1 protein-coding gene is annotated in these 1,468 nt (G+C 70.8%); it reads right to left on the bottom strand.

Going from position 1 to position 1,468, the window contains the following annotated elements; all coding sequences use genetic code 11:
• Positions 1–1,468: condensation domain-containing protein (locus EX88_RS24120; protein ID WP_036149879.1), on the bottom strand; the 1,468-nt coding region annotated here is incomplete at both ends.

Genomic DNA, 1,468 nt, shown 5'->3' with positions numbered 1-1,468 from the left:
GCCCGCACCTGCGCTTCGAACGGCTGATGCAGCAGGCGCTCGCGCGGATAGTCGAAGCCGGTGTCGTTGAAGGTTTCGAGCACGTGCGCGCGCTCATCCGCCGACAACAGCGGCAGGCGAGCGACCGGGGCCTGTGCGTCGGCGACCATGGCCTCCAGCAGTCGAACGAAATAGCCGGCGTAGCGTTCGATGGTCTCGCGCTCGAACAGGTCGGTGGCGTACTCCAGCTCGCCGACGATCTCGGCGCCGGATTCGCCGAGCGCCAGCGACAGGTCGAAACGGGTGGTGGTCTGCGCCGTCGCCAGCGGGCTCAGGCTCAGGCCCGGCAGGTTCAGGGTCGCGCCGCCGGGCGTGTTGTCGAGCGACAACATCGCCTGGAACAACGGGCTGTGGCTGAGCGTGCGCGCCGGCTGCAAGGCATCGACGACCTGCTCGAACGGCAGGTCCTGATGCTCGTAGGCGTCGAGCGCGACCGCACGCACCCGCGCCAGCAGTTGCGCCGCGCTCGGGTCGTCGCGCAGGCTCACGCGCAGGGCCAGGGCGTTGACGAAGAAGCCGATCAGCGGCTCGGTCTGGGGATGCTGGCGGTTCGCCACCGGCGTGCCGACCACCACCTCGTCCTGTCCGCTCAGGCGCGACAACAACGTCGACCAGGCGGCCAACAAGGCCATGAACAAGGTCGCGCCCTGCCCCTGCGCCCAGGTGCGCACAGCGGCGCTGAGCGCGGCCGGGAGCACCAGCGGCACGCTGTCGCCGGCATAGCTCTGCACCGGCGGGCGCGGCCGGTCGGTCGGCAGTTCCAGCAACACCGGCGCGCCGCGCAATTGCCTCCGCCAGAACTCGCCGAGCTCGCGCAGACGCTCGCCCTGCAGTTGCTCGCGCTGCCAGGCGGCGTAGTCGGCGTACTGGATCGACAAGGGCGGCAACGGATCGGCCTGGCCCTGGCGCAGCGCGGCGTACAGCGCGCTGACTTCCTTGACCAGCAGGCCGATCGACCAACCGTCGGAAATGATGTGGTGCTGGGTGAACAGCAGGATGTGCTCGTCCGAGGACAGCAGCAGCAAGCGGCCGCGGATCAGCGGCCCGCCGCCGAGGTCGAACGGCGCCACCGCTTCGGCGGCGCCGTGTTCGGCCGCGGCCAGCGCGCGCGAACCGGGGTCGAGATGGCGCAGGTCGTGATCGGCCAGTTGGAAACCGGTATCGGCCGGGCCGATCGACTGGCGCGGCTCGCCCTGCTCTTCGACGAATACCGTGCGCAGGCTTTCGTGACGGGCCACGACCCGGTCCAGCGCCGCCTGCAAGGCGCCGCGGTCGAGCTTGCCGCGCACGTGCAGGGCCGCGCACATGTGGTAGGCGGCGCCGGCGGCGGCGTCGAGTTGATTGAGGAACCACAAACGCTGCTGCGGCCAGGACAGCGGCAGAACGCCGTCGCGCGCGACCGGCGCGATCGGCTCGAACGAGGCCACCC

The organism is Lysobacter antibioticus (genome assembly GCF_000731095.1).
Taxonomy (GTDB): Bacteria; Pseudomonadota; Gammaproteobacteria; order Xanthomonadales; family Xanthomonadaceae; genus Lysobacter; species Lysobacter antibioticus_B.
This window is presented reverse-complemented; position numbering and strand designations above follow the sequence as displayed.